This is a genomic window from Winogradskyella psychrotolerans, assembly GCF_018860565.1.
In the GTDB taxonomy this organism is placed as follows: domain Bacteria; phylum Bacteroidota; class Bacteroidia; order Flavobacteriales; family Flavobacteriaceae; genus Winogradskyella; species Winogradskyella damuponensis.
Map to the genome: position 1 here is coordinate 446,087 of NZ_JAHKPS010000022.1, position 26,493 is coordinate 472,579.

The window sequence follows — 26,493 nt, forward strand, 5'->3', positions numbered from 1 at the left end:
AAATATGTCAACAGAAACTAAAAACAGATATTCGGATAAAGATTTAGAAGAATTTAGAGCAATAGTTCAAGATAAAATTCAAAAAGCAGAGCACGATTTAGAGTTAATAAAAAGTGCGTATATGAATGACCATGACAATGGTACAGATGATACGTCTCCTACTTTTAAAGCATTTGAAGAAGGTAGTGCAACAATGAGTAAAGAAGCGAACTCTGCCTTAGCTATTCGTCAAGAAAAGTTTATCAGAGATTTGAAAAATGCGTTAATTCGTATTGAAAACAAAACCTATGGTGTTTGTCGTGTAACTGGAAAATTGATAAACAAAGAGCGTTTAAAATTAGTGCCACATGCAACATTGAGTATTGAAGCAAAGAATATGCAGTAACATTCCTGCGACAGCAGGAATCTCATTATATTGAGATTCTATTTTGAATAAAAACAAAATCATAAAGCCTTGTAATTATTGTATTACGAGGCTTTTTCTTTTAAAGTCTTTGAGGTATATAATCTGTATTATTTTTCTGTTTAGCTTTTTAAGCGTTCGGTCTCAGAATACATTACAAAAACAGTTATCGGCAACGTCTATTAAAACGATAGCTATTAATGGAAATCAAATTTTTAATATTTCTGTTTCCGCTTCAAAAACCGATAAAATTACAGTAATATCTATATTAGATGGTGAGTATCAGAATGATTTTCAAGTTGTTATTGAGGAAGAAAATCATGTGCTTAATTTAGGTTTAGAGCATTTGTCGTTATTTGAAATTCCAGATGATAAACGAAATGCACATAAGGTTATAGCGGCAACCTTACACCTTGAAATTCCAGAAGAACTGATGTTAACGATTCGTAGTGATATTGGTTCTGTAGATTTAAAAGGGAGTTTTAAATCATTATATATTGAATTATTACAAGGGCAATGTCATGTGGTTGGTGAAGCAGAAACAGCAACTATAAACACTTTAGATGGCGATATTTCTATTGAAACTAAAAGTGCAAAAATTGAAGCCAGTTCTAATCATGGAAAGGTTGTTTTAGATCAATTTAAAAGTGTAAGGACATATTGGAAATTGACGTCTATAAATGGCAATATTAAGGTTGCCAAACAGGAATAATCGGTTATTTTTGTTTTAATACTATTATTTAACTTAAAATAGATTCTCGCTTTTGTGGGAAAAATTATGTCTTTAAAGAAAGCTACATTTGTTATTGTTGTAATTCTGCTGATTGACCAAATTAGTAAAGTGTATATAAAAACACATTTCCAATTGGGAGAAGATATTACTGTGTTTTCATGGTTTAAAATTGCTTTTATAGAAAATGACGGCATGGCTTGGGGTACAAAATTGAGCGATTTTGTGAGTTTTATTTCAGATGAAACTGCAAAATTAGTTTTAACCTTATTTAGAATTGTTGCCGTAACTGGTATTGCATTTTGGCTTATAGATGTAACGAAAAAGAAGAGATCTAAAACTTTGATATTTGCGATTTCTATAATATTTGCAGGTGCTTTAGGTAATATTATAGATTCAGTATTCTATGGTGTTTTGTTTAATGATAGTGTAATGCAAGTGGCTTCATTTTTACCAGAAGAAGGCGGTTATGCTAAGGTATTTCATGGAAATGTTGTAGATATGCTTTACTTTCCTATTTGGAATGGTGTAATACCAGATCATATTCCTTTAATAGGCGGAAATTACTTTTCGTTTTTTGATCCAGTCTTTAATGTGGCTGATATGGCAATAAGTACTGGTATTGGGATTTTAATTGTGTTTAATAAGAAGGCTTTTGAAAATTAATATACTATTTTAGTTACCTTATATGAGAATTATGAAATACAAAATAACCTTTCTTTGCTTCATGTTCTATTTGATTACTAATTGTGGTTCTAGCGATAGTAATGATGATTCCGTAGAATCAAACTTTGAGATAGAATTATTTTATGCTGAAACGGTTTCAATTGATGAATTAGTTGAGGTAACAATAGTTGGTAATGAGGGTTTTAGAGAGGTGAAAGCTTCGCTTGATGATAGTTTTGACAACAGTTCTGGAACACTATTCTTTGAGCCAGAGACAACACATGTTCGTTATTTTACTTTTGATAAACTTGGAATAAATACCCTGTATATTAAAGCATACAATGAAGTTGGAATAGCGTCGGTTAAAGAGCTTAATGTAAATGTAGTAAGAGGGAATGCTGTAAAAATTAATGCAGTAGAAATTGTTTCTTTCTCAGGTATAGATGACACATGGGATGAGGAGTTTGCGGAAACAGATATTAATCGTTTAGCTGATGTTGTCTTTTTAATTCAGAAGTCTCAAGCTTTTTTTAGTGATGGTGAATATAATTTTAATAGAGATTGGTTTAGGTCAGAAGTACTAGAGAATCAAGGTAATTTAACATGGGATTTATCAGAAGAAGAATTGTACGCAGGTTATGGGTTTCCGTTGAATTTTCTAGCTGCAGATATGGATGAAGAAGGTCAAGTAGGTGACCTTATGTTAGGTAGTTATTATAATTATATAGGTTTTTCTGAAATTGAGGGTGCTCAACCAGAAACATTCACTTTTAGTTTTCCAGATATAGACCTAGAATTTATTATTACAGTTGAATGGCCAGATTAAAAGCCTAATGAAGGCTATTTAAATTGTATTATTTGCTCAGGCGTAACACAATAATCCAATTTAATATCATTTTCTGAAGTTTCAAAAATGTCGTCTTCAGCTTCAAAAAAAGACAGTCCTATTTTTAAAGTTTCAGACTTACAATCTGCTAAAAAGCGATCGTAAAACCCTTTTCCGTAGCCAATTCTGTTACCTAATTTATCAAAAGCTAAAAGCGGAATAAATACCACTTCTAATTGTGAAGACTGAATTTCAATACCATCTACAGGTTCAGGAATGTTATAACTGTTTTTTTTAATGGTTGTACTATCCGTTAGCAGAAAATGTGACATGCTGTAATCTTCAAAGTTACTTTTAGAAATCACAATGTGTTTGTCTTTTCCTGCTAAAATATTTAGGATAAAATCGGTATCAATTTCTTTTTGTTCTGCAATAGTTAAGAAAATATGATAAAAGGATTTATTCCAAATATCTAGTGTTAATAATTGATTAGCAATGGCCAAGCTAAAATTGTCAATTTCAGTATTAGATAGCTGTTGGCGTAACTCTTTATATTTTTTTCTTAATAAAGGCTTTTTCATTAGTCTTCAATTTCGGTAGAAATATGGAAAATAGCATCACCTTGATATATAATAGGAGATTCATTTACATTAAAAATATAACCTGCATTTGGTGATTTTACAAAGTAATTAAAACTGCCATAAGGATCTGTAATATTACCTAAAACCTGCCCTTTGTTTACAAAGGCATTTATGTTTACTGTGGCTTTAAACATTCCAGAGTATTTAGCTCTTAGCCATTTGCTATCTTTAATTACGACAGCGTCTACCTTAGGTTGTGATACTTTATATTTACTTCTTAGCATTCCTAAGTGATGTAATACACGTTTGGCTCCATTAACACCTGTGTTGGTAATAGTATTATGAATATTGAAAGATTTTCCTCCTTCAAACAGTAGCATAGGTATGCCTGCTTTATCGCAAGCATTTCTAAAGGATTTATTTAGATTTTGTGAATAATAAATAAAAGGAGCTCCAAAAACATGTGCAAGTTCTGTAAGTTTTGGATTGTCTTTTACTATTCTAATTTGAGCTGCATTAAATCGGTCTGATCCGCCAGTGTGAAAATCCATAGCAAAATCAACATGTGGTACCAATTCTGTCATTACAAAATTAGCCACTCTACTTGCTAAAGAGCCTTTAGGATTTCCGGGGAAAACACGATTTAAATCACGACCATCAGGAAAAAGGCGGTCCATATTTAAAAAGCCAAATACATTTATTACAGGCACGCAGATGGTTGTGCCAATTTTGGGTTTGTTTATGCCTTTTGCTATAATTTGTCTTACAATTTCTACACCATTGACTTCATCTCCATGAATACCAGCAGTCATTAATACGGTTGGGCCAGGCTGCTTGGAGCGTTCAATTATAATAGGAACAGCCAAAGTATTTCTGGTGTGTAATTTTGCAACTTCAAAAGTTACAGTAGTACTTTTACCAGGAGCAACTTCAACTCCTAAAATATTTAAAATATCTTTTGGCATCTGCTTATCTTTTGTTTCGTTCTATAAAAGTAATAATGGCTTTTGCTATATTTCTCTGTGTTGCTGCTTCAATACCTTCTAATCCAGGTGTTGAATTTACCTCTAATAATAATGGGCCACGCGAAGATTGTAGCATATCTACACCACATACAGGTAGTTTTAAAACTTTAGCAGCTTTCATTGCTAATTTTAGTTCATCATCATCTAATTTAATAATATTAGCAGAGCCGCCGCGATGTAAATTAGATCTAAACTCTCCTTCTTTACCTTGGCGTTTCATGGCACCAACTACTTGGCCATCTACAACTAATGCTCTTAAATCTGCACCTTTGGCCTCTTTTATAAACTCTTGAACAATAACCCTCGCTTGTAAGCCATTAAAGGCTTCTAAAACAGATTCTGCTGCATTTTTTGTTTCGGCTAAAACCACACCAAGACCTTGGGTGCCTTCAAGTAATTTTATAATTACAGGTGTGCCTCCTACATAATTAATAACTTCCTCTACATCTCTAGAATAATTGGTAAATACCGTTTTAGGCATGCCAATTCCAGCTTTACTTAAGCGTTGTAAGCTTCTTAGTTTATCTCGAGAACGTGTAATAGCATCAGAAGGAGCAATGGTAAAAACGCCCATTTCTTCAAATTGTCTTACAACAGCACAACCATAAAAGGTAATAGAAGCTCCAATTCTAGGAATAATCGCATCAACATAATCTAAGTAACGATCCTTATAATAGATGGTTGGTTTTTCCTTTTCTATAATAATATCGCATTTTAAGGGGTCAATAATTTCAATTTTATGACCTCTTTTTTCACCCTCTTCAACAAGGCGTTGTGTAGAGTAGAGTTCGGCGTTGCGCGAAAGAATTACTATGTTCATTTAGTTATGGTTTGTTTATAGGATTGGTTTTCGATATCAACATCGACTAAAAATTTGTGTTTTAAAAACTGGCGACCTATTAATACAGGGAATTTCATGTCTTCTCTGGTGCTTAAAGTTAAGTTAATCTTATAGCTTTTACCAAAAAACACAACTGTTGTTTTTATTTTGTAGCGATTTTCTTTGTGTCCATTACTACTTTTTACGTCTGTGTAAGTGTAAGTGTCAAAAATGACTTCATCACTTTTAAAATTTGGATGTCCTTTACTTTCAAAAATACAATAGAGTTTATTGTCTACTTCTCTGATTTTTGAGCAATGAATAGCAGAAGTATAAGCTCCGGTATCTATTTTAACATCAATAGCCTTAAGTTTTAGTTCGGGAAAGTCAACTTTATCAACACGTCCCAAAATCTTTTTTGTCATAAATTAAAAATATAAAAAGAGGCACAAGGTAATGATAAAGTGCATTAATTATACACGAATATTTTTACGAATTATTACCTTTGGTTAAATGCCAGAATCGACCTTACAAATTCAGATAAAAACGCTTCCTCACCAACCAGGTGTATATCAATATTTTGATGTAGACGAACGTTTAATATACGTTGGAAAGGCTAAAGATATAAAAAAGCGTGTAAGCAGTTATTTTAATAAGCATCACGACTATGGTAAAACACGTGTTTTGGTGAAAAATATTGCGTCAATAAAACACATTGTTGTAGAAACAGAAAATGATGCTTTACTACTTGAAAATAACCTCATAAAAAAATACAAACCAAAGTATAATGTTTTACTCAAGGATGATAAATCTTATCCGTGGATTTGTATTAAAAAGGAACGATTTCCAAGAGTGTTTTCTACCAGGCGTGTTATTAAAGATGGTTCAGAATACTTTGGACCATACACCAGTATGAAAACGGTGAAGACTCTTTTAGGTTTAATAAAAGGTTTGTATCAATTGCGAACTTGTAATTATGATTTGTCTGAAGCTAAGATAGAGGCGGGAAAGTATAAAGTGTGTTTAGAATACCATTTAGGAAACTGCAAAGGTGCTTGCGAAGGTTATGAAAGCGAAGAAGCGTATGCTGCTAATATTACGGCAATTAGAGAGATTCTAAAAGGAAATTTTAAAGATTCCCTACAGCAATTTAGAATACAAATGCGGCAGTATGCAGAAGCTATGCAATTTGAAGATGCCCAGAAAATAAAAGAAAAGCTAGAGGTTTTAGAAAATTACCAAGCCAAATCTACTATTGTAAACCCTAAGATTAGCAATGTAGATGTGTTTTCTATTGTAAGTGATGAAACGTACGCTTACGTTAACTTTTTACAACTGAGTTATGGCTCAATAATTAGGTCGCATACCTTAGAGTTAAAAAAGAAGTTGCAAGAGTCTGATGTTGATTTGTTAGAATTAGCAATTACAGAAATAAGGCAGCGTTTTAACTCTAATTCTAAAGAGATTTATGTACCTTTTAATGTAAATTTAGGTGCGGACTTAAAGATAACAATACCGAAACTTGGAGATAAAAAAAGTATTTTAGATTTGTCTATTCGAAATGCGAAGTATTTCCGAATGGATAAACTCAAACAAGTAAAAATTGTTGATCCAGATAGGCATGCTAATAGAATAATGGCACAAATGAAAGCCGATTTACGATTGTCTGAAGAACCAAGGCATATTGAGTGTTTTGATAATTCTAATATTCAAGGCACAAATCCAGTAGCAGCATGTGTAGTTTTTAAAAACGGAAAACCGAGTAAAAAGGATTACCGTCATTTTAATATAAAGACAGTTGAAGGTCCCGATGATTTTGCATCTATGGAAGAGGTTGTGTACAGACGTTATAAACGCTTGTTAGATGAAGATGAGCCTTTACCACAGCTTATAATTATAGATGGAGGAAAAGGACAGTTGTCATCTTCGTTAAAAAGCTTAGATGTGTTAGGATTACGAGGAAAAATTGCTATCATTGGCATTGCTAAACGATTAGAAGAATTATTTTATCCAGATGATCCTATTCCGCTGTATTTAGATAAGAAAAGTGAAACTTTAAAAATCATACAACAGTTAAGAAACGAAGCGCATCGTTTTGGTATAGAACACCATAGGAATAGAAGGAGTAAAGGAGCATTGACAACAGAGCTAGAAAACATTCCAGGTGTAGGAGAGCAAACTATTATAGATTTAATGAAGCAATTTAAAACGGTAAAACGAATTGCGAATGCTAAATTAGATGAATTGGAAGCTGTTGTTGGAGTCTCGCGAGCAAATAAAGTGTATAACTATTATCATAAAGAATAAATTAAAAAAAACAAATATCTTGAGAGGTTCAGCATAATGAAAAATAAACATCTAATAGTATTACTATTTCTAATGGTGCTTTTTTCTGCAAAAGCACAAAATAGCACTGCTAATTCTGAACCAAAAGTAGGTTTAGTATTAAGTGGTGGTGGTGCTAAAGGGTTTGCTCATATTGGAGTCTTAAAAGTAATAGATAGTCTAGAAATAAAAGTAGATTATATTGCTGGTACAAGTATGGGGGCAATTATAGGGTCGTTGTATGCGTCTGGATACTCTGGTAAGCAACTCGAAAAAATGTTTGAAGCTCAAGATTTTGATGAATTAATTAATGATGCATTTCCAAGAAGTTCAAAATCATTTTACGAACGCGAAAATTCAGAACGATATACTGTAACCTTACCTTTTGATAAATTTAAAATCAGTTTGCCGTCAGCCTTATCTCGTGGACAAAATGTCTATAATTTACTATTTCAGCTCATGCTTCCGGTTAATTCTATTTCAGATTTTGATCAATTGCCTATTCCTTTTTTTTGTATTGCCACTGATATTGAAACAGGAGAATCTTTAATTATGGATAAAGGTAAATTGGCAGAAGCAGTTACAGCAAGTGGCGCTTTGCCTTCTTTATTTCAGCCTGTAGTAATTGGTGAGCGCATTTTAATTGACGGAGGAGTTACTAATAATTTTCCGGTCGAAGAATTACGAGCCAAAGGCATGGATATTATCATCGGAGTTGATGTTCAGGACGGTTTAAAAGATAGAGAATCTTTAAATTCGGCGCCAGATATTCTAATGCAAATCAATAATTTTAGGACTATAAATGCAATGAAAAATAAGTCGGAATTAACCGATATTTATATTAAACCTGATATTAGTAATTTTTCCGTAATCTCTTTTGATGAAGGCGAGAATATTATCGCTAATGGTGAAGCTGCTGCTAGAACTCAACTGACTAAATTGCAAGATGTAAAACAGCAACAATCAACTTACAAAAAGCGAAAAGAAGTTAAGGTTTTAGATAGTCTTAAAATTAGAAATGTGAATATTGATGGTAATGAACGTTATACCAGAGCATATCTTCTTGGAAAATTAAAGTTAAAAGAAAAAGTAAAAATAAGTTACGCAGATTTTAAACAAGGAATAAACAACCTTATTGCCACTAATAATTTTGATACGTTTAGATATCAATTAGAAGCTACAGAAAATGAATCTGAATATAGTTTAGTAGGCAGTATAAAAGAGTCCGGAACTAGTACATTCTTAAGATTAGGTTTGCATTATGATGAATTATATAAAAGTGCCATACTTGCAAATATTACGCAAAAAAAGTTATTGTTTAGTAATGATATAGCTTCATTAGATTTGGTGTTGGGAGATAACAGTAGGTATAATTTTGACTATTTTATAGATAAAGGGTTTTATATTAGTGTTGGAGTAAAATCGCGCTTCAATCAGTTTAATAAAAATGTTAATCCTTTATTGGCCTTAGACGCAGATTCGCCTTTTTTAGTAGGTTTAAATAAAATTGATGCAAAAATTTCAGATTTTACAAATCAGTTGTATTTACAAACTATTTTTAGAAAGGATTTTGCATTAAAGATAGGTGCAGAGCATAAGCATCTAAAAATAACTTCGGAAACTATTATTGATAACGTACGAGAAGATAAAATAACTTTTGAAAACACAGATTACTTTAGTGTGTTTGGAAATTTAAAGTTCGATGATTACGATAATGCGCTTTTACCAAAAAGTGGATTTTACTTTGATGGAAACTTTCATTTGTATTTAAAAGCATCAGGGTTAAACAAGAGTTTTGACAAGTTTTCAATAGCTAAAGCAGATTTTGGTTATGCCTTTAGTTTTAATGATAAATTAGCATTAAAAACGGAAGCAAGTGGTGGTTTTAAAATAGGAGATAAATCTACAAAAGCATTAAGTTTTGCTTTAGGTGGTTATGGCGAAAACTTTATAAATAGTTTTTATTCTTTTTACGGTTACGATTATTTAACCCTAACTGGAGATAGTTTTGTAAAAGGAACACTAACTTTAGATTATGAGATTTTTAAAAATCATCATATTCTTTTGGCTGGTAACTTTGCTAATATAGATGATGGCCTTTTTGAGTCGGGTGAATTTTTCTTATCGCCAAGCTATAGTGGTTATGCTGTTGGATATTCTTTAGAAACGTTTTTAGGGCCTTTGGAAGGTAAATTTACGCATTCGCCAGATACAGGTAAAAGCTATTGGCTTTTTAATCTTGGGTTTTGGTTTTAAAAACTTATTTTCTAGTGTTGAATTTATTTCAGCATCTCACATAAATTTTCGATATTTGTGTATTATGAAACCCTTTTGGCAAAACATAAAATTACATCTTCACTTCCTTATGAAAAGGAATCCAGAATAAATACACATTTTTTGTACCTTTAAGCATAGTTTGATATATACCAAATAAACGGATAATCAATTCAACTTTTTAAACCATTCAAAAAATGCCATTTTATCATAAATTAGGGAAAATTCCACCAAAGCGCCACACACAGTTTAAAAAACCAAACGGCGATTTTTATTACGAACAATTGTTTGGAACTATTGGTTTTGACGGTATGTCTACCAACAGTTACCATGAGCAACGACCAACTCAGGTAAAAGAAATAAAAAAGCAATATAGCGTAGCGCCCAAAATTGCGAAAGCTAACAATATACAATCGTATCGTTTTAGAGGATTTCAAGTAAAACCAGAAAACGATTATTTAGATAGTCGTAAAATTGTATTAACCAATACAGATTGTAATATCATTTTAGCTGCACCAAAAGCATCTACAAGAGATTATTTTTATAAAAACACGGATGCAGACGAGTTAATTTTTATCCATAAAGGCACAGGGAAATTAAGAACCATGTTAGGTAATCTCGATTTCAAATACGGAGATTATCTTTTAGTGCCAAGAGGAATTATCTACCAACTAGATTTTGATACAGAAGATAACCGCTTATTTATTGTAGAATCGTACAGGCCAATTTATACACCTAAACGTTACCGTAATTATTTTGGGCAATTGTTAGAGCATTCACCTTTTTGCGAACGCGATTTACGCCAACCTCAAGAGTTAGAAACCTATAATGAGTCCGGTGATTTTTTGATTAAGGTCAAAAAACAAGATGAAATTATAGAAATGGTCTATGCCTCACATCCCTTTGATGTTGTAGGTTACGATGGTTACAATTACCCATATGCATTTTCAATTCACGATTTCGAACCTATAACGGGGCGTGTACACCAACCACCACCAGTACATCAAACATTTGAAACTGATGCTTTTGTGGTTTGTAGTTTTGTGCCAAGACTATACGATTATCATCCGCTTGCAGTTCCTGCGCCATATAACCATAGTAATATAGACAGTGATGAGGTGTTATATTACGTCGATGGTGATTTTATGAGTAGAAACGATATTGATGCAGGTCATATTTCTTTACATCCTGCAGGTATTCCACATGGTCCGCATCCAGGAGCTATGGAGCGCAGTATAGGTAAGGTAAAAACAGATGAACTAGCAGTAATGGTAGATACATTTAAGCCTTTAAAAGTAACAGAAGAGGCTTTAAAAATAGCTGACGAAGATTATTTTAAATCTTGGTTAGAACATTAATTATTAAAAAAAAGTATTCAAAATAAATGAATCAAAACAAATTATCAGCAGACCCATTAGCACTTATTTTAGGTGTGCTAGCTTTAGTTATTGGTATTGCAAGTTGTTGCTGTTACGGAATAACAGCAATTGTACCATTAATTATGGCCATAATAGGTCTAGTTGTAGCAAATAAAAGCTTAAAAGAGTTTGGAGAAAATCCCGAAGCTTTTTCACCACAGTCTAGAAGTAACGTTAATACGGCTAAGATTATAAATATTATCGCTATTGTAATTAATGGATTAATAGTGCTTATGGCCGCAGCCGTTTTAATTTTTTACGGAACGATGTTGTCTTCGGGAATGTTAGAAGGTTTTAATGATTTTGAAAATGATGATTATTACTATGATTCAGAAATGGAGTCAGACTCATTAAATACATGGGAAGATGATACTTATGAAGATGATACTTATATCATTGAGGAGGATTCTACAGAGGTAGATACAAACGAAAAAGAGTTTTTTTAATAAGCAATAAAAGTTTTGATTTTAAAACATTAAATAAAATAGTATGGCAAAAGAAGTTAAAAGTGTAAACTACGGTTTAGAAAAAATATTTGAAGGAGCGCAAGATTTTTTGCCGCTTTTAGGAACAGATTACGTCGAGTTTTATGTTGGTAATGCAAAGCAATCAGCTCATTTTTATAAAACAGCATTTGGTTTTCAGTCGTATGCATATAAAGGATTAGAAACAGGTTCTAAAGACTCTGTAAGCTATGTGCTAAAACAAGATAAAATTCGTATTGTACTTACAACTCCGTTAAATAGTAGTTCTGAAATAAACAAACATATTGTTAAGCATGGAGATGGTGTTAAAGTTGTTGCACTTTGGGTAGAGGATGCACGTAAATCTTACGAAGAAACAACAAAACGAGGCGCAAAATCTTACATGGAACCAACGGTAGAAAAAGACGAGTTTGGAGAAGTTGTAAGAGCAGGAATTTATACCTACGGAGAAACAGTGCACATGTTTGTAGAACGTAAAAACTATACAGGAACATTTATGCCAGGTTTTGTAGAGTGGAAGAGTGACTACAATCCAGAACCTGTAGGTTTAAAATACATTGACCACATGGTTGGTAATGTAGGTTGGGGACAAATGAATAAATGGGTAAAATGGTATGAAGACGTAATGGGATTTGTAAACTTTTTATCTTTTGATGATAAACAAATCCATACAGAATACTCTGCTTTAATGAGTAAGGTAATGAGTAATGGAAATGGCCGAATTAAATTCCCAATTAACGAACCAGCAAAAGCAGCTAAAAAGTCTCAAATTGAAGAATACTTAGATTTTTACGAAGATTCAGGAGTACAACATATTGCAGTTGCTACAGACGATATTATTAAAACCGTTTCACAATTAAAAGCAAGAGGTGTTGAGTTTTTACCTCCACCACCACAAGCCTATTATGATGATATTCCTAAACGATTAGGTGAGCATATGGACATGATGAAAGAAGATATTAGTGAGCTTCAAAAGTTATCTATAATGATAGATGCTGATGAAGAAGGCTATTTATTACAGATTTTTACAAAACCTGTAGAAGATAGGCCAACATTATTCTTTGAGATTATTCAGCGAATGGGAGCTCAAGGTTTTGGTGCAGGTAACTTTAAAGCCTTGTTTGAATCTATTGAGAGAGAGCAAGCCAAAAGAGGGACATTGTAAAAAAAAAAGCGCGTTTAACTTCTTGCAAGTAAACGCGCTTAAAATTTTAATTTCCATTTCATATAATCTTAACTCAAATGAGGAGAAATGGATAGCTCTATATTAAGATTAATTGAATTTAAGAAGGTAAGCATTAATCTAAAAATAGTTTTAAATTAACTAAGGTTTTTGCGTTGTGTTTTAATGATTTATTACATTTGGAATAGTAATTGTATTTAAGATAATTGTAACAGAAAAAATCCGTTACAATAATTACATTTACAAGCTAAAGGTTATAAGGCGAGCATTTAAAAAAATATATTGCCCAAACAGAAAACTAATAGTGGACTACATGTGACTTAAAACAAAAATATAAACACATGAAATATTTTTTTACAATCATATTATTCTTAGTCGGATTTCAAACATCAAATATTGAAAAGGAATCCGCATTTCAAGATGGAGAGTGGTTTAAATTCAAAATGAGCTATAGTGGTTTTCTTAAAGCAGGTAACGCAACACTATCTGTAAAAGATACTAATTTAGACGGAAAACCTGTTTTTCACGTTGTAGGTAAAGGGTGGACTACTGGAGCCATAAAATGGTTTTTTAAAGTTAAAGACCGTTATGAAAGCTATTTTGATAAAGAAACAGGAGCACCTTATAAATTTATAAGAAAAATTGATGAAGGTGGTCACACAAAAAATATTGAAATTAAATTTGATCATGCTAAAAAAATAGCAGAAGTAAATAATAAAGAGAAAAATGAAATTAAGACCGTAGCCACAGAAAAGGATGTACAAGATATGGTTTCCATGTACTATTATCTAAGAAACAACATAGATGTAGCTGCTTTAAAAATTGGTGACGAAATAAAAACCAACATGTTCTTTGATGCAGAAAATTACGGATTTAAACTCAAATACTTAGGCGAAGAAACTATTAAAGTAGATGTTAATGATTCTGATGTAAAAGTAAAAACTTTAAAATTTAGACCTTATGTTATGGCTGGTCGTGTTTTTAAAGAAGAAGAAAGTTTAACACTGTGGGTAAGTGCCGATAAAAATAAGATCCCTTTAAGAATTAAAGCAGATTTAGCCGTAGGTTCTCTACGTGCAGATCTTGTGGAGTTTAAAGGATTAAAACACTCCTTTCAAATAGAATTTTAAGATTAACCAAATATATGTCAGATCAACCAAATTACGACGAAATTATAAAAGCACTTCAAGAGAAGTACGAAAAAATAGACCAAGATACAGACGATCATTTATACGGTTTATTATATAGCAAACCAATAACGTATTGGGATTATATTCAGACAGATGCTTTGTTGAACTTACAAATTCAGCGTACAACACTTCCTGATGAAATGGTGTTTATCGCTTATCATCAAATTAATGAGTTGATTTTTAAAATGATACTTTGGGAAATTTCTCAAGTAGCAGAAAAAGAAAATATGGATGTTACTTTTTTTGAAAGTAAACTCATGAGAATTAGCCGCTATTTCGATATGTTATCAACCTCATTTAATATTATGAGAGAAGGTATGGATGTTGAACAGTATATGAAATTTAGATATACCTTAACTCCTGCGAGCGGTTTTCAAAGTGCACAATATAGATTTATAGAATTTGCATCTACAGAATTGATTAATCTTATTGATTATAGGTTCCGAAAAAATATTGATAGAGATACTCCTTATACACATGCGTTTGAACATTTATATTGGCAAGCTGCAGGAAAAGACTATAAAACAGGAAAAAAATCCACACTTTTAGTTAATTTTGAAAAACGATACAAGGATGAGTTTTTAAGGTTTATGAAAACCTATAATACTAAAAATCTTTGGACACGTTTTAAAGAATTACCAAAACAAGATCAGGAAAACGAAGAGCTTATTAAAGCAATGCGTCATTACGATTACACTGTGAATGTCTCTTGGGTAATGGCACATTATAATGCAGCCAAGCATTATATAGATAGTGGTATTGGTGATGGAGAAGCAACTGGCGGAAGTGATTGGAAAAAATACATGCATCCAAAATATCAAAGACGTATTTTCTTTCCAGAATTATGGAGTGCAGAAGAATTAGAAAATTGGGGAAATAATTTATAATTAGCTTAATTAATGCAGTTAAAACGATTAATAACAATTGCTGTAATTGCAGTAAGTGTATATGCTTGTAAAGAAGATAACTCAGCAGAAGTAGCATACGAAAAAGAATTAGCAGAAATAGTTGAAGAAGAAAAAATTCTAGAGTTTGGTTTTGATATCAATAACTATATTGTAAAACGAGATACCATTCAAAAAGGAGATAGTTTTGGCGAAATTTTGCAACGAAACAATATAGGATATCCAGATATTTTTCAAATTGCCGAAAAAACAAAAGATACTTTTGATATCAGAAAACTTCATCCAGGGAAACCTTATACATTACTATTTTCAAAGGAATCAGAAAAAGATAGCCTGCCAAGTCCAGAAACGTTTATTTATCAAACAGATCAAGTAGAGTATGTTGTGGTAAATTTAAAAGATTCTATTCACGCTTATACAAGTAAAAAGCCAGTAACGTATATTGAAAAAGTAGCGACTGGTGTTATAGAGAGTAGTATTTCTAAAACATTAGAAGATAAAGGGCTGAGTCAGCGATTAGCTTATAAAATGGCTGATGATATATATGCATGGACAATAGACTTTAGAAGACTTCAAAAAGGAGATCGCTTTAAGGTTATTTATACAGATAAATATATTGATGATAGCATATACGCAGGAGTACATGATGTAAAAGCGGCATATTTTGAACATAATGGAGATTCTTTGTATGCTTTTCGGTTTCAAACAGATTCTGTAAAAGGGATTGTAGATTACTTCAATGAAGATGCAAAAAACCTAAGACGCGCCTTTTTAAAAGCTCCTGTTCAATTTAGTAGAATATCATCGCGCTATAATTTAAAACGCCGTATTGCGGTTTATGGTTATAAAGTGCGCCCTCATAAAGGAACCGATTTTGCAGCACCAATAGGAACACCAATTATGGCAACAGCAAATGGAACAGTTGTAGAGTCTACAAGACGAGGTGGGAATGGTAAATATGTTAAAATAAGACATAACGATACCTATTCTACACAATACCTTCACATGAGTAAGCGCTTAGTTCAAAAAGGGGATTTTGTAAAACAAGGAGATATTATTGGTAAGGTTGGAATGACAGGGAATACAGGTGGCCCCCATGTGTGTTACCGCTTCTGGAAAAATGGACAACAAGTAGATCCTTTTAAACAAAAACTGCCAGAAGCTAAACCAATTTCAGACAGTTTAAAAGTTAAATTCTTAGAGCATATTAAGCCTATAAAACAAAGATTAGATAATATCTTTTTCTTAGAAGCAGATCCAATTCAACCAGAAAACACAATCACTGAAGATACTAACGTAGAAATATAATAATGGCATTAAAAGCAACCAACCCAACCACTACAAAAGCGTGGAAACAACTACAAGCGCATTTTGAATCTATTGCGTCTCAGCATTTAAAAGATTTATTTAACTCTGATGCTGAAAGAGCAAATAAACTAACTGTACAATGGGAAGATTTTTATGTTGATTTTTCTAAAAATAGAATCACTACAGAAACAATTGATTTATTGGTTGCGTTAGCAAACGAGTTGGATTTAAAAGGTGCAATTTCAAAATATTTTGAAGGAGATGTCATCAATGCTACAGAAGGAAGAGCTGTTTTACATACAGCGTTAAGAGCACCTAAAGATGCAGCGGTTTTTGTAGATGGTGAAAATGTGATTCCTGAAATTTATGAAGTAAAACAAAAAATAGAAGCGTTTACCAATTCAGTTGTAAGTGGTAAGCACAAGGGCTTTACAGGTAAAACCATTACAGATGTCGTAAATATTGGTATTGGAGGCTCTGATCTAGGACCAGCAATGGTTGTAGATTCGCTTCAATATTATAAAAATCATCTAAATACACATTTTGTAAGTAATGTAGATGGAGACCACTATCAAGAGGTTATTAAAACTTTAAATCCCGAAACAACATTATTTGTAATAGTTTCAAAAACATTTACCACACAAGAAACCTTATCTAATGCCAATTCAATTAGAGCTTGGTTTTTAAAGTCGTTGCCACAAGAAGCAGTGTCTAAACATTTTGTAGCGGTTTCTACAAATATTAAAAGTGTAAAAGCATTTGGAATAGACGAAGCTAATATTTTTCCTATGAAAGATTGGGTTGGTGGTCGTTTTTCATTGTGGAGTGCTGTTGGTCTTTCCATAAGTTTAGCTTTAGGCTACAAGCATTTTGAAAGCCTTTTAGAGGGAGCACATCAAATGGATGAGCATTTTAAAACGACAGATTTTAACCAAAACATACCTGTTATTTCTGCATTATTAACAGTTTGGTATAACAATTTTTTTAATGCCGAAAGTGAAGCTATAATTCCATACACACAATACTTAAATCAATTTGCGACGTATCTTCAACAAGGTATTATGGAGAGCAATGGAAAAAGTGTAGATAGAAATGGGAATAAGGTAAACTACCAAACAGGAACCATAATTTGGGGAGAGCCAGGTACAAATTCACAACATGCGTTTTTTCAGTTAATACATCAAGGTACAAAGTTAATTCCAACAGATTTTATTGGTTATGTTGAGTCCTTACATGGTAATAAAGATCATCATAATAAATTAATGTCTAATTACTTTGCGCAAACCGAAGCCTTAATGAATGGTAAGACTGAAGAGGACGTCTTGTCGGAATTAAAAGGGCAATCATTGTCGCAAGAAGAGATGTCTAAATTATTGCCTTTTAAGGTGTTTGAAGGTAATAAGCCAACAACATCATTGTTAATTCAAAAGTTAACACCAAAGAGTTTAGGGAAACTCATAGCTATGTATGAGCACAAAATTTTTGTACAAGGTATTGTTTGGAACATTTATAGTTATGATCAATTTGGTGTAGAATTAGGTAAACAACTCGCTAAATCGATTTTAAATGAGTTGACAGATTCTGATGTTACGGGATCTCATGATGCATCTACGCAAAGTTTGATAGCGTTTTATAAGGAAAATGTTAAATATTGTTAAAAAGTTTTGTAAAAAATTAATAAAATTCTTTAATATATAAGGATTCTATAATTAACTTCTTGTCGCTTAATTGTTAACATTAAGTTAATCTAACAGCTGTAATAGCTGTGTAATTTTGCGCTGATAAAAAACCAATTAACTTAAATTTTATATGAAAAAATTTAATCAAATTTTATGTGTTATTGTACTTACTTTGTTTAGTACGATAATGTATGCTCAAACAACTATCAAAGGAAAAGTAATTGATAGTGAAATGAACTCCCCTTTACCAGGAGCAAATGTATTAATAAAAGGAACTACTACAGGAGTTATAACTGATTTTGAAGGAACTTTTTCTATTACTGCAAATGTGCAATCTGGAGAAATTGTAATTTCTTATGTAGGTTATGGTTCAGTTACAATTCCATTTAATGGAAGTACTGATGTTGGAGAAATAACGTTATCTCCAGATAACAGTTTAGATGAAGTAGTAATTATTGGAGGTGGAATTATTGACTTAGCAGAAGATAGAAAAACACCGGTTGCAGTATCAACTATTAAAGCTAGTGAAATACAAGAAAAGGCTGGAAATTGGGATTTACCTGAAATTTTAAAATCTACCCCTTCTGTTCAAAACGTAAAAGGTGGAGGTTTTGGTGATGGTTCTATGTTTTTACGTGGTTTTGACCAGACAAACACGGCTTTCCTTTTAAACGGGCAGCCAATTAATGGTATGGAAGATGGTAAGATGTACTGGTCTAATTGGTCTGGTGTTTTGGATATAGCAAATGCTGTACAGGTGCAACGTGGTTTAGGGTCATCTAAATTAGCCATTTCTTCAGTAGGTGGTACTGTTAATCTTGTTACAAAAACCATAGATAAAAAACAAGGCGGTTTTTTTCAAACTATGGTTGGCAATGACAATTATGTAAAGACCACAGGCTATTATTCTACAGGATTAATGGAGAATGGATTGGCGGTTTCTGCAATGCTTGGGCATTGGCAAGGTGATGGCTATATGCAAGGAGCCAAAGGTCAAGGACAAACATACTTTTTGTCATTTGGATACAAACTCAATGATAATCACTTATTTAACTTTTTGGTTACTGGAGCTCCTCAATGGCATGGTGCTGCTGGAGGAAATAGATTGAGTGATTACTTAGATAACGGTAGAAGATATAGTGATTGGTGGGGGTATTACAACGGCGAAGAATATGCAGGAGGAAGAAATTACTATCATAAACCTGTAATTAACTTAAGTTGGGATTGGGACATCAGTGAAAAATCTACATTGTCAACAGTGGCTTATGCTTCTTTCGGACGAGGAGGGTTTGCTTACCCGGAAGGGAGCTCTTTCTATTCTTTCAGAACGGGGAATGATAAAATTGATTATGATGCCATTCAAGCAAATAATATAGCTAACCCTGATGCAGATAACTTTGTGAAATCTTCAATAAACTCTCACAACTGGTTTGGTGTGGTTTCAAATTTTGAGCACCAATTGAACGATAATATGAGTTTTAATGTTGGTTTTGATGGAAGATTCTATAATGGTATTCATTATAGAACCGCTGCTGAATTATTAGGGGCAACACCAAGTGTGACAAGCAATTATGGAGGAACTTATATTTTAAGTGAAGCAACTGGCTTTAATCCATGGACAAATCTATTTTCTACGACTGATAGAGACCAAAGATTTGGCTATGACTATGAAGAAAATATAAATTACCTTGGTGCTTTTGGTCAGTTTGAATATTCAAATGATAATTTGTCTGCTTTTTTCCAAGGGGCAATCTCAAACCAATCGCACTTAAAAACGGATTACTGGAATTACTCAGAAGCTGAGGAGGCTGAAGAAATCAATAATCTTGGTTATAATATAAAAGCTGGTGGTGCATATAATATTAACGATGATAACATTGTCTTTGTTAATGCTGGTTATTATTCAAGACAACCTTACCATGATGATTTATTTACTAACATTAGATCATCTAATGAATTAAATCCTTATGGTGATGAAAATCAAGAAATTACAGGTCTAGAAGCAGGGTATAAGTTTAAAAGTCAGTATTTTTCTGCAAATTTAAACGTATACCACACTATTTGGGATAATAGAATTTTATCTTCTGCATCTGATACTGATGATAACGGAGAAGCAGATGTATTCACACAGTCTAGTGGTATAAAACAAGTTCACCAAGGTATTGAACTTGAGGTGTTCTCAAAACCATTCCATAATTTTAACTTAAATGGTTTTGTTTCTATAGGTAATTGGGAATACGACGGAAACGTTGAAACGCGTTCTTTTGACGAAGATGATATTCTATTAAGCTCTGGTGATATAGCATATATGGATGGTGTAAAGGTTGGTAATGCAGCACAATTTACAGCAGGTGTTAATGGAGCTTATGCTATAGTAGAGGGGCTGTCTGTTGATGCGGCTTTTAATTATTATGACAATCTTTATGCTAATGTGGATTTGAGTTCATCAGAATTTGAAACAGATAACAATAGAGGATCTCTTGAATTGCCAAGTTATGAAACCTTAGACTTGGGGCTTTCATATAAAATGAAGGTTGGAAAGGATAAAGCTAATTCTGTTCAATTTAGATTCAACATGAATAATGTTTTTGATAAATTATACATAGAACAGTCTGAAACTAATATATATGCTGAAACTGGAGATGAAACATGGGAAGGTATAAGCACAGACAATCAAGTGTATTTAGGTTTTGGTAGAACTTGGAATGCAAGTATTAGATTTAATTTTTAATAAAAAAATAGAGTCAGTTAAAAAAAGCCCGCAATTGCGGGCTTTTCTTTTTTGTAGTCTAAATTATTCCTTCCATTTTACACTTTCCATTATACGCTTTATATCCTTTTTTAAATACTCTGAAGCAGGATAAATAGAATCGTAATTAGGTTTAGCATAGAAATAAAGCGAACCACTTAAAAAATGATTGGTGCTATCTGTAACATAAAATTGAGATTGTGATGCTGCATCGCCTCCAATTTCATAAAACATTCCATAAACCTGCTTTTCAGCATTTACAAATTCACCTTGTGCAATCTCATCTGCTTTCATGGTGTGTTTTTGAGTAAGGTTTTGAGCATCTCGTAACAACTTCTCTAAGTTTCCATCTTTTACTTCTTTATAGGTGAGATAAATTGTAGCCTTTAAAGAAGGATAATTAACATCAATGCCTTTAATGTCTGCCGTAGATTTTACAAACTTTATAGGATCCGAAAGTTCATTTTTTTCAAAAGAAAACGGTAATGGAACTGTAGCTTTTTTATAGACGGCTTTTGGATATTCGAGTCTTAAATAGCCTTTTGGTTTTGGTAATGGATTATCTCCACAGCTTAACATTAATAAACTTAAAATGGGAAGAACTATGCGTTTCATGTGTTTGTATTTATTGTTTTTGTAAGACACGTATTAATTAGTTATTAATCACCTTATTGGATAATGTGTAATGTGCTCGTTTTAAACGTGTGTCCCTAATAACGTAAGTTTTATTTGTTTAATACGCTTACGTTCTAAAGCTTCTACTGTAAAAACGTAATTTTCAAAATTTATTTTACTTCCTATTCTTGGGAAGCCACCTGAAATTTCTAAAACAAAACCTGCAAGTGTTTCTGCTTCTCCTTTCCGAGCTTCAAAAAGTTCAATATCATCTTCAATACCAACTATTTTATATACATCTTTAAGAGGAGTCTTACCTTCAAAGCTATAATTGTTATTGTTTAATTTGGTATAGATTAAATCGTCATCATCATATTCGTCACTAATGTCTCCAACAATTTCTTCAATAATATCTTCAAGAGACACCAATCCAGAGGTGCCTCCGTATTCATCAACAACCACAGCAAGATGTACTTTTTTGGTTTGAAATTCTACCATTAAATCATCTAATTTCTTGTTTTCTGGTACAAAGAAAGGTTCTCGTAAAATGGTGGTCCAATCAAATGTTTTCTTATTTAAATGTGGTAATAAATCCTTAACGTATAGCACTCCTTTGATCGTATCGATGTTTTCTTCATATACCGGAATACGAGAGTAACCATTGTCAATAATTTCTTTTATAATGGTTTCATAGGGCGTGTTTATATTTAGAGCAAACAAATCCATTCGAGGTCGCATTACCTGTTTGGTATCTGTGTTTCCAAACGATACAATACCTTGTAATAGTTTTTGTTCTTCCTTTGTGGTGTCTTCGTCGTTGGTCAATTCTAGGGCTTGAGACAACTGGTCTACACTAAGATTAGAGCGTTGTTTCCCAAATTTATTCTGAATTTGAATGGTTACAAAGCGCATTGGTAAACTTAAAGGAGAAAAAACCACATCTAAAAAGCGTAATGGTCTTGCCATAAAAGAAGAAAATTTTACACTATTTCTACTCGCGTAAATTTTAGGAATAATTTCTCCAAATAATAATATTAAGAATGTTGCCGAAACAACTTCAACTAAAAACCTAAACAAAGTACTCGTAATACTGCTAAAAAGCGTTTCTCCTATATATGCAAACAACAGAACAATAGCAATATTTATAAAATTATTAGCAACTAATATGGTGGCTAATAATTTTTTTGGGCGTTCTAAGAGTGTTGCAATAATTAACATTGCAGGAGATTTTTTTTCTATACCTTCATCTATATTAGATTTGGTAAGTGAAAATAAAGCAACTTCAGCTCCAGAAATTAAAGCAGAACACATTAATAAAATAATAAGAATGATAATACTTGTTATAAACGAGCTACTGATAACTACTAAATGTGAAATTAAAACCGTGGGTTCTGGGTCCAAGATAAGGTTAGTTTAAAAGTTGGTTAGAATGGTAAATCATCATCTCCCTCTGGTTCTGCATTTGTTGGTGCAGGTTGTTGTGGTTGAGGATTGGTATTTTGCGTGTTAGGTTTATTGGATTGTTGTTGGTCATTCTTAGGTGTTAAGAATGTAAATTCATCACATTGAATTTCTGTAGAATAACGATCCATACCTTTATCATCTGTCCATTTTCTAGTTTTTATTCTACCTTCAATATAAACTTTATCACCTTTAGTAAGGTATTTTTCACAAATTTCAGCCGCTTTATTTCTAACCACAATATTGTGCCATTCTGTATTGGTTATGCGTTCGTTTGTTTGCTTATTTACGTAAGATTCGCTAGTGGCAATAGGAAAACGACCAACACAATTTTTATCATCAAAATAATGCATTTTTACTTCGTCACCTAAGTTTCCGATGAGCATCACTTTATTTAATGTTCCAGCCATAATTATTTATTTTTTGTAAAGTTAGTCTTTTTGAAAGTACTCCATTAAAAGTAATAAAAAAATGTGATTTCTTTAAGATTCTAAAATGTGAACTTATGTAAAAAGTTGCTAATAAGCACTGGAGCAGGGTATTTTGTTAGTGATTCAATAGAAATTGCTTCTTTTGGTAAGTGTTCTGTTTCAATAATCCAGAATTTAGTATACAGATGTTGGTGAGATAATTTGTGAACAATATCTGTTTCATTATATAAAGAGTAATCGAAGGGGGTTGTTTTTAAAAATGTGTTTTCAATATCTAGTAAATCAAATTCATTAATACTTAGACTTTTTTCTGATTCAATTAAAGGAAACTGATAGAGGTTTTGCCAAATTCCTTTTTTAGTACGTTTTTCAAAAAGAACCTTTTTATTAGGGTCTATACAGACTAAAAAGTTGAAATATTTAGTGGTAACTTTAGTTTTTTTCAATTTTACAGGAAGCGTATCGACTAGTTTTTTCTGAAGTGCTACACAACCCGATGCAAGTGGGCACGTTGTACAATCGGGATTTTTAGGTTTGCATTGCAGCGCACCAAACTCCATGATAGCTTGGTTGTATGTAGCAGGTTGATCTTTGCTTATTAGAGAAGCTGCTAAAGACTTAAATTCTTTAATACCTAAAGTTGAATTTATAGCAGTATCAATTCCAAAATAGCGAGAGAGTACACGATATACATTACCATCTACTACAGCAGCAACTTCACCAAATGCAATAGATGCAATAGCACTTGCTGTATAATCTCCAACCCCTTTTAACTTAAGTAAATCTTTATAAGTGTTTGGAAATTGACCCTCTAATTCAGTAACAATATATTTTGCTGCTGTATGAAGATTTCTAGCTCTAGAATAATACCCTAATCCTTGCCATAATTTTAAAACGGATGTTTCAGAAGCTTCAGCAAGGTCAAAAATTGTAGGATATTTGGTAACAAATGCGTCATAATAAGGTAATCCTTGCTTAACTTGTGTTTGTTGTAAAATTATTTCTGATAGCCAAATGTAATACGGATTACTAGTTTTTCGCCAAGGTAATTCTCTTTTTTTGACTGAGTACCAGTTAATTAGTTTGAGGTTGAAATCCATTTAGTGTTTTTAATGAAAAACAAAATTAAATGTTTATTGTGTTAAATTTTAATTAATTACGTTTGAACTATTGAAATTAAATTACCTATATTTGCAATCCCTTAGAATTTAAAGTAACCCTAAAACTAATAACAATGACAAAAGCCGATTTGGTAGCAAAAATATCTGACAAGTTAGGTATTGAAAAAGGTGACGTACAAGCAACTGTTGAAACCTTTATGGAAGAAGTAAAAACATCTTTAGAAAGCGGAGATAACGTATACTTAAGAGGTTTCGGAAGTTTCATTATTAAAACAAGAGCTGAAAAAACAGGTCGTAATATTTCAAAGAATACTACAATAAAAATTCCTGCTCATAACATTCCTGCATTTAAGCCAGCTAAAGTATTTTTAGAAGGTGTTAAATCTAATGTTGAGGTTAACTAAGAAAGCATTTAAACAAAATATTAATTAAAAAGAATTATTTATTATGCCAAGTGGTAAAAAAAGAAAAAGACACAAGGTAGCGACGCACAAGCGTAAAAAACGTAGACGCGCTAATCGTCATAAAAAGAAATAAATTGTTAAAAGTAGTTTTATAACTACTTTTTTCAGTTTTAAAGAAACGTTCTTTGATATAGAATCTGGTGTATTTAATAGAGTATGCCATGGTTTGTTGGATATTATATCCTGTGTCAAATAATTTAGTAAACTCCATCTAACTCAATGAAGAGCTAGATATAAATTAACATTATGAACAAGGAATTAATCGTAAGATCAAGTTCAGATATTGTTGATTTTGCCTTATTAAAAGATGGAAAACTTATTGAATTACACAAAGACGAAGAGGACAATGACTTTGCGGTAGGCGATATTTTTATTGCCAAAATCCGTAAAGTTATGCCTGGTCTAAACGCTGCGTTTGTAAACGTAGGGTATGAGAAAGATGGTTTTTTACACTATCATGATCTAGGACCGCAATTGCCTTCGCTTTTAAAATTCATTAAGCGTGTAAGCACAGGGAAATTAAGGGATTACACCCTTAAAGACTTTCCTATGGAAAAGGATTTAGATAAAAATGGCAGCATTGCGAATGCCATAAAATCGAATCAATCCATATTAGTACAAGTAGTAAAAGAACCAATCTCTACAAAGGGACCACGCATTAGCTCAGAATTGTCTATTGCAGGAAGATACATTGTCTTGGTACCGTTTTCTAATCGTATTTCAATTTCACAAAAAATTGAATCGCAAGAAGAAAAAGACCGCTTAAAAAGACTCGTAAAAAGTATTACACCTAAAGGGTTTGGAGTTATTATTCGTACTGTCGCAGAAGGCAAAAAAGTTGCCGAGCTCGATACTGATTTACAAAATTTGCTGGATCGATGGACAGCAATGTGTAAAAAACTGTACAAAGCACATCACCCAACAAAAGTATTGGGAGAAATGAATAAAGCATCCTCAATTTTGAGAGATATTTTTAACGATTCATTCTCTGGTATTGTTGTAGATGATGAAGAAATGTATGTACAAGTAAAAGATTATGTGCAGCAAATTGCACCAAAAAAAGAATCTATAGTGAAGTACTATAAAAATGGTGTTCCAATTTTTGAAAAATATGGCATAGAACGTCAGATTAAAACATCATTTGGTAGAACTGTCTCTATGGCAAAAGGCGCTTACTTGGTAATAGAACATACCGAAGCCCTTCATGTTGTAGATGTAAACAGTGGTAATCGCTCTAATAAAGAGAAAAACCAAGAAGACACTGCTTTAGAAGTCAACATGATTTCAGCCCAAGAAATTGCTCGCCAATTACGATTACGTGATATGGGCGGCATTATCGTTGTCGATTTTATAGATATGGGCAAAGCAGAAAATAGAAAAAAGCTTTATAATTATCTTAGAGATGAGATGAAAGATGATAAAGCAAAGCACAAAATATTGCCGCCGAGTAAGTTTGGATTAGTGCAAATCACCAGACAACGCGTTAGGCCAGAACGCAATATTAAAACGAAAGAAGAAAATCCGAATTTAGTAGGAGGAGATGAAATCGAAGCACCAATTAAAGTGGTAGAACGTATTAATCAAGATTTACAACGTATTTTCAAAAAAGACTATAAAAAGGTAACACTTAATACACACCCTTTTATAGCAGCCTTTTTAACCAAAGGGTTTCCATCAGTGCGTTCAAAGTGGTTTTTTGAACATAAAAAATGGGTAAAAGTTTTACCTAGAGATGCTTACACTTATCTTGAATATCATTTTTTTGATAAAAATGGTAACAAAATCAAATAATATCTATTAGAAAAGCCCAACTAAAAATTTTAGTTGGGCTTTT

At 32.4% G+C, this 26,493-nt stretch carries 24 protein-coding genes; 16 read left to right on the forward strand and 8 right to left on the reverse strand.

Annotation, left to right across the window (positions count from 1 at the left end; translation table 11 throughout):
- Window positions 1-4 precede the first annotated feature (4 nt).
- From KO504_RS10860 to KO504_RS10875, 4 genes are all read left to right on the forward strand, one after another.
- Window positions 5-385: a TraR/DksA family transcriptional regulator gene (locus KO504_RS10860; RefSeq protein WP_215926792.1), complete on the forward strand. Its 381-nt coding sequence runs from the start codon at window positions 5-7 to the stop codon at window positions 383-385.
- A 109-nt stretch (window positions 386-494) separates the two neighbouring features.
- Window positions 495-1,115 (forward strand): hypothetical protein, encoded by a 621-nt coding sequence (locus KO504_RS10865; RefSeq protein WP_215926794.1) that lies wholly within the window; start codon window positions 495-497, stop codon window positions 1,113-1,115.
- 66 nt (window positions 1,116-1,181) lie between these two features.
- On the forward strand, window positions 1,182-1,799 hold the full coding sequence (locus KO504_RS10870) for a lipoprotein signal peptidase (RefSeq protein ID WP_215926796.1): 618 nt from the start codon (window positions 1,182-1,184) through the stop codon (window positions 1,797-1,799).
- Window positions 1,800-1,830: 31 nt separating this feature from the next.
- Window positions 1,831-2,625 (forward strand): hypothetical protein, encoded by a 795-nt coding sequence (locus KO504_RS10875; protein WP_215926798.1) that lies wholly within the window; start codon window positions 1,831-1,833, stop codon window positions 2,623-2,625.
- 14 nt (window positions 2,626-2,639) lie between these two features.
- Here the strand turns inward: KO504_RS10875 and KO504_RS10880 are convergent, their stop codons facing one another.
- The 4 genes from KO504_RS10880 to KO504_RS10895 are packed head-to-tail and all read right to left on the reverse strand — an operon-like array spanning window position 2,640 to window position 5,476.
- Window positions 2,640-3,206 carry a 5-formyltetrahydrofolate cyclo-ligase gene (locus tag KO504_RS10880; RefSeq protein WP_215926800.1) on the reverse strand — a complete coding sequence of 189 codons (567 nt, stop codon included), beginning with the start codon at window positions 3,204-3,206 and terminating at the stop codon, window positions 2,640-2,642.
- Complete coding sequence (locus tag KO504_RS10885; protein ID WP_215926802.1) at window positions 3,206-4,171, reverse strand: succinylglutamate desuccinylase/aspartoacylase family protein; 966 nt, start codon at window positions 4,169-4,171, stop codon at window positions 3,206-3,208. The genes KO504_RS10880 and KO504_RS10885 overlap by 1 nt, the downstream gene beginning before the upstream one ends.
- 4 nt (window positions 4,172-4,175) lie before the next feature.
- Window positions 4,176-5,051: a 30S ribosomal protein S6--L-glutamate ligase gene (gene rimK / locus KO504_RS10890; protein WP_215926803.1), complete on the reverse strand. Its 876-nt coding sequence runs from the start codon at window positions 5,049-5,051 to the stop codon at window positions 4,176-4,178.
- Window positions 5,048-5,476, reverse strand: a complete 429-nt coding sequence (locus KO504_RS10895) for an ATP-dependent zinc protease family protein (protein WP_215926804.1) — start codon at window positions 5,474-5,476, stop codon at window positions 5,048-5,050. The genes rimK and KO504_RS10895 overlap by 4 nt, the downstream gene beginning before the upstream one ends.
- Window positions 5,477-5,564: 88 nt before the next feature.
- Between KO504_RS10895 and uvrC the strand changes: the two genes are divergently transcribed.
- From uvrC to KO504_RS10945, 10 genes are all read left to right on the forward strand, one after another.
- The gene (uvrC, locus tag KO504_RS10900) at window positions 5,565-7,358 is read left to right on the forward strand and encodes an excinuclease ABC subunit UvrC (RefSeq protein ID WP_215926805.1); all 1,794 of its coding nucleotides are present in this window, start codon (window positions 5,565-5,567) and stop codon (window positions 7,356-7,358) included.
- A gap of 36 nt (window positions 7,359-7,394) precedes the next feature.
- A complete protein-coding gene (locus tag KO504_RS10905) occupies window positions 7,395-9,632 on the forward strand; it encodes a patatin-like phospholipase family protein (RefSeq protein WP_215926806.1) in 2,238 nt (745 codons plus the stop codon).
- Between the two features lie 215 nt (window positions 9,633-9,847).
- Window positions 9,848-11,008, forward strand: coding sequence for a homogentisate 1,2-dioxygenase (locus KO504_RS10910; RefSeq protein WP_215926807.1), 1,161 nt, complete (start codon window positions 9,848-9,850; stop codon window positions 11,006-11,008).
- A gap of 26 nt (window positions 11,009-11,034) precedes the next feature.
- Complete coding sequence (locus tag KO504_RS10915) at window positions 11,035-11,514, forward strand: CCC motif membrane protein (protein WP_215926808.1); 480 nt, start codon at window positions 11,035-11,037, stop codon at window positions 11,512-11,514.
- A 43-nt stretch (window positions 11,515-11,557) separates the two neighbouring features.
- The gene (hppD, locus tag KO504_RS10920; RefSeq protein ID WP_215926809.1) at window positions 11,558-12,718 is read left to right on the forward strand and encodes a 4-hydroxyphenylpyruvate dioxygenase; all 1,161 of its coding nucleotides are present in this window, start codon (window positions 11,558-11,560) and stop codon (window positions 12,716-12,718) included.
- A 359-nt stretch (window positions 12,719-13,077) separates the two neighbouring features.
- On the forward strand, window positions 13,078-13,866 hold the full coding sequence (locus tag KO504_RS10925; protein WP_215926810.1) for a DUF3108 domain-containing protein: 789 nt from the start codon (window positions 13,078-13,080) through the stop codon (window positions 13,864-13,866).
- A 14-nt stretch (window positions 13,867-13,880) separates the two neighbouring features.
- The gene (locus tag KO504_RS10930; RefSeq protein ID WP_215926811.1) at window positions 13,881-14,813 is read left to right on the forward strand and encodes a tryptophan 2,3-dioxygenase family protein; all 933 of its coding nucleotides are present in this window, start codon (window positions 13,881-13,883) and stop codon (window positions 14,811-14,813) included.
- A 12-nt stretch (window positions 14,814-14,825) separates the two neighbouring features.
- Window positions 14,826-16,139: a peptidoglycan DD-metalloendopeptidase family protein gene (locus KO504_RS10935; RefSeq protein ID WP_215926812.1), complete on the forward strand. Its 1,314-nt coding sequence runs from the start codon at window positions 14,826-14,828 to the stop codon at window positions 16,137-16,139.
- Window positions 16,140-16,141: 2 nt separating this feature from the next.
- A complete protein-coding gene (gene pgi / locus KO504_RS10940; protein ID WP_215926813.1) occupies window positions 16,142-17,797 on the forward strand; it encodes a glucose-6-phosphate isomerase in 1,656 nt (551 codons plus the stop codon).
- Window positions 17,798-17,948: 151 nt separating this feature from the next.
- Window positions 17,949-20,549 (forward strand): TonB-dependent receptor, encoded by a 2,601-nt coding sequence (locus tag KO504_RS10945; protein ID WP_215926814.1) that lies wholly within the window; start codon window positions 17,949-17,951, stop codon window positions 20,547-20,549.
- A 63-nt stretch (window positions 20,550-20,612) separates the two neighbouring features.
- On the opposite strand, the gene gldD is transcribed toward KO504_RS10945, so the two are convergent.
- From gldD to mutY, 4 genes are all read right to left on the reverse strand, one after another.
- Window positions 20,613-21,182, reverse strand: coding sequence for a gliding motility lipoprotein GldD (gldD, locus tag KO504_RS10950; RefSeq protein ID WP_215926815.1), 570 nt, complete (start codon window positions 21,180-21,182; stop codon window positions 20,613-20,615).
- Window positions 21,183-21,263: 81 nt separating this feature from the next.
- Window positions 21,264-22,583: a gliding motility-associated protein GldE gene (locus tag KO504_RS10955; RefSeq protein ID WP_215926816.1), complete on the reverse strand. Its 1,320-nt coding sequence runs from the start codon at window positions 22,581-22,583 to the stop codon at window positions 21,264-21,266.
- 23 nt (window positions 22,584-22,606) lie between these two features.
- A complete protein-coding gene (locus KO504_RS10960) occupies window positions 22,607-23,053 on the reverse strand; it encodes a single-stranded DNA-binding protein (RefSeq protein WP_215926817.1) in 447 nt (148 codons plus the stop codon).
- Between the two features lie 80 nt (window positions 23,054-23,133).
- Window positions 23,134-24,174 carry an A/G-specific adenine glycosylase gene (gene mutY / locus KO504_RS10965; protein WP_215926818.1) on the reverse strand — a complete coding sequence of 347 codons (1,041 nt, stop codon included), beginning with the start codon at window positions 24,172-24,174 and terminating at the stop codon, window positions 23,134-23,136.
- Window positions 24,175-24,308: 134 nt separating this feature from the next.
- On the opposite strand from mutY, the gene KO504_RS10970 reads away from it, so the two are divergent.
- Window positions 24,309-24,599, forward strand: a complete 291-nt coding sequence (locus tag KO504_RS10970; RefSeq protein ID WP_008270198.1) for an HU family DNA-binding protein — start codon at window positions 24,309-24,311, stop codon at window positions 24,597-24,599.
- A 306-nt stretch (window positions 24,600-24,905) separates the two neighbouring features.
- Window positions 24,906-26,450 (forward strand): Rne/Rng family ribonuclease, encoded by a 1,545-nt coding sequence (locus KO504_RS10975; RefSeq protein ID WP_215926819.1) that lies wholly within the window; start codon window positions 24,906-24,908, stop codon window positions 26,448-26,450.
- The last annotated feature ends 43 nt before the right edge of the window (window positions 26,451-26,493 follow it).

What these genes read in the sequence shown, in the direction of transcription:
- KO504_RS10860 (WP_215926792.1), top strand. Translation starts at nt 5, where the DNA reads ATGTCAACAGAAACTAAAAACAGATATTCGGATAAAGATTTAGAAGAA.
- KO504_RS10870 (WP_215926796.1), top strand. Translation starts at nt 1,182, where the DNA reads ATGTCTTTAAAGAAAGCTACATTTGTTATTGTTGTAATTCTGCTGATT.
- KO504_RS10875 (WP_215926798.1), top strand. Translation starts at nt 1,831, where the DNA reads ATGAAATACAAAATAACCTTTCTTTGCTTCATGTTCTATTTGATTACT.
- KO504_RS10880 (WP_215926800.1), bottom strand. Translation starts at nt 3,206, where the DNA reads ATGAAAAAGCCTTTATTAAGAAAAAAATATAAAGAGTTACGCCAACAG.
- KO504_RS10885 (WP_215926802.1), bottom strand. Translation starts at nt 4,171, where the DNA reads ATGCCAAAAGATATTTTAAATATTTTAGGAGTTGAAGTTGCTCCTGGT.
- rimK (WP_215926803.1), bottom strand. Translation starts at nt 5,051, where the DNA reads ATGAACATAGTAATTCTTTCGCGCAACGCCGAACTCTACTCTACACAA.
- KO504_RS10895 (WP_215926804.1), bottom strand. Translation starts at nt 5,476, where the DNA reads ATGACAAAAAAGATTTTGGGACGTGTTGATAAAGTTGACTTTCCCGAA.
- uvrC (WP_215926805.1), top strand. Translation starts at nt 5,565, where the DNA reads ATGCCAGAATCGACCTTACAAATTCAGATAAAAACGCTTCCTCACCAA.
- KO504_RS10905 (WP_215926806.1), top strand. Translation starts at nt 7,395, where the DNA reads ATGAAAAATAAACATCTAATAGTATTACTATTTCTAATGGTGCTTTTT.
- KO504_RS10910 (WP_215926807.1), top strand. Translation starts at nt 9,848, where the DNA reads ATGCCATTTTATCATAAATTAGGGAAAATTCCACCAAAGCGCCACACA.
- KO504_RS10915 (WP_215926808.1), top strand. Translation starts at nt 11,035, where the DNA reads ATGAATCAAAACAAATTATCAGCAGACCCATTAGCACTTATTTTAGGT.
- hppD (WP_215926809.1), top strand. Translation starts at nt 11,558, where the DNA reads ATGGCAAAAGAAGTTAAAAGTGTAAACTACGGTTTAGAAAAAATATTT.
- KO504_RS10925 (WP_215926810.1), top strand. Translation starts at nt 13,078, where the DNA reads ATGAAATATTTTTTTACAATCATATTATTCTTAGTCGGATTTCAAACA.
- KO504_RS10930 (WP_215926811.1), top strand. Translation starts at nt 13,881, where the DNA reads ATGTCAGATCAACCAAATTACGACGAAATTATAAAAGCACTTCAAGAG.
- KO504_RS10935 (WP_215926812.1), top strand. Translation starts at nt 14,826, where the DNA reads ATGCAGTTAAAACGATTAATAACAATTGCTGTAATTGCAGTAAGTGTA.
- pgi (WP_215926813.1), top strand. Translation starts at nt 16,142, where the DNA reads ATGGCATTAAAAGCAACCAACCCAACCACTACAAAAGCGTGGAAACAA.
- KO504_RS10945 (WP_215926814.1), top strand. Translation starts at nt 17,949, where the DNA reads ATGAAAAAATTTAATCAAATTTTATGTGTTATTGTACTTACTTTGTTT.
- gldD (WP_215926815.1), bottom strand. Translation starts at nt 21,182, where the DNA reads ATGAAACGCATAGTTCTTCCCATTTTAAGTTTATTAATGTTAAGCTGT.
- KO504_RS10960 (WP_215926817.1), bottom strand. Translation starts at nt 23,053, where the DNA reads ATGGCTGGAACATTAAATAAAGTGATGCTCATCGGAAACTTAGGTGAC.
- mutY (WP_215926818.1), bottom strand. Translation starts at nt 24,174, where the DNA reads ATGGATTTCAACCTCAAACTAATTAACTGGTACTCAGTCAAAAAAAGA.
- KO504_RS10970 (WP_008270198.1), top strand. Translation starts at nt 24,309, where the DNA reads ATGACAAAAGCCGATTTGGTAGCAAAAATATCTGACAAGTTAGGTATT.
- KO504_RS10975 (WP_215926819.1), top strand. Translation starts at nt 24,906, where the DNA reads ATGAACAAGGAATTAATCGTAAGATCAAGTTCAGATATTGTTGATTTT.